Raw genomic sequence first — 1,303 nt, forward strand, 5'->3', positions numbered from 1 at the left:
AGGGCCAAATCGTGCATCTGTTGGAATAATACCTACTCAGATTGACATAATAACTATTATCGGTCATTAGACCCGCGATAATGAGTGCGATTATGGGCCTGAAAATTGTAGCTATTTCGGAATCACGAGAGTAACGTCTTGTATATGGCTACAACTATCGCTACGGCCCAGAAACCAGGACTTCGCGCACACGAAGACGCGATGCGGTCCACGCTGCCCGAGCTGGCCACCAAGCTTCGGGATATCGTCGGTGTGCGGTTGGTGGCGTATATCGGCAATGTGAAGTCGACTCGACCGGTTGCTCAGTGGGCTGCCGGTGAGCGAAGTCCCGGCGAGATGGACGTTGACCGCCTGCGGCTTGCGTACCAGATCGCCGTGCTCCTTCGGGAGCGCAACGAAGCGGTGACGGTGCAGTCGTGGTTCAAGGGCATGAACCCGGCGCTCGATGACGTGTCGCCGGCCCGTGTCCTCCGCGAGGGCGATCCGGCTGAAGTGGGTCCTAACGTGATGGCGGCTGCCAAGGCGTTCGCGTTCATCGGATGACACCTGAGGAATTCGAACTCACCTCGGATCCCGGCGTGGTGTGGCGGGTCGGACATCGGCCGGATCCGTGGGCCTGGACGGACTGGCTGTACGCGACGGATGACGGGCGGTTTAACGGCAGGTGGGACGACCAGCTTTCGGAGTTTCGTACTCTCTACACGGGCGAAACTCTTCTTGCGTGTCTCTTGGAAGTGCTTGCCCATTTTCGACCCGACCCGGTCACCGACTCTGAGCTTGATGAGATCGAGGACCCCGACGGTGCCATCGTGCTCGCGCCGGACGCGCCGGCCGGCACTGTTGGCTACAAGTGGATCGAGACACACATTGGCGGGCGGGCGCAGCAGGCCGGTTGCTACTGTTTCGTGACGCATTCACGGAGCATCGCCACGGTGCAGGCGAGCTTACCCTTCGCGAAGTATGACCTGTGCCCTCAGCTGCTCGACGCAGCTATTCTCAAGGACGGCGGTCAGCGCAATCTGACACGGTCGATCGCCCACTGGCTCTACGACCTCCGAGGCGTCGACCAGGGTGATCTGGTGAATGGGGTCGAGTTCCGCTCCCGTTATGGCGATGAGTTTCGTATGTGGGCGGTGTTTGAGCGTCTCGCAGATGAAGGCCTTGGTACCAGCGGTCACATCCAGCAAGAGGAGATAATCAGTCTTCACCCCGAGGATTCGGAGATGCAGCTAGCATTCGATCTCCACGGGCTGCGCTGGCACGACTGATCCGCCGGTTCATTTTTCAATTAGCTTGAGGCTGG

Annotated in this window: 2 protein-coding genes; both read left to right on the top strand. The window is 59.2% G+C overall.

What is annotated here, in order from left to right; all coding sequences use genetic code 11:
• Positions 1–144: 144 nt before the first annotated feature.
• Positions 145–543, top strand: coding sequence for a hypothetical protein (locus JF66_RS18565; RefSeq protein ID WP_035880335.1), 399 nt, complete (start codon positions 145–147; stop codon positions 541–543).
• A complete protein-coding gene (locus tag JF66_RS18570) occupies positions 540–1,268 on the top strand; it encodes an RES domain-containing protein (protein WP_051973749.1) in 729 nt (242 codons plus the stop codon). Before JF66_RS18565 ends, JF66_RS18570 begins: the two co-directional genes overlap by 4 nt.
• Positions 1,269–1,303 lie beyond the last annotated feature (35 nt).

It is taken from the genome of Cryobacterium sp. MLB-32 (assembly GCF_000738085.1).
GTDB lineage: Bacteria > Actinomycetota > Actinomycetes > Actinomycetales > Microbacteriaceae > Cryobacterium.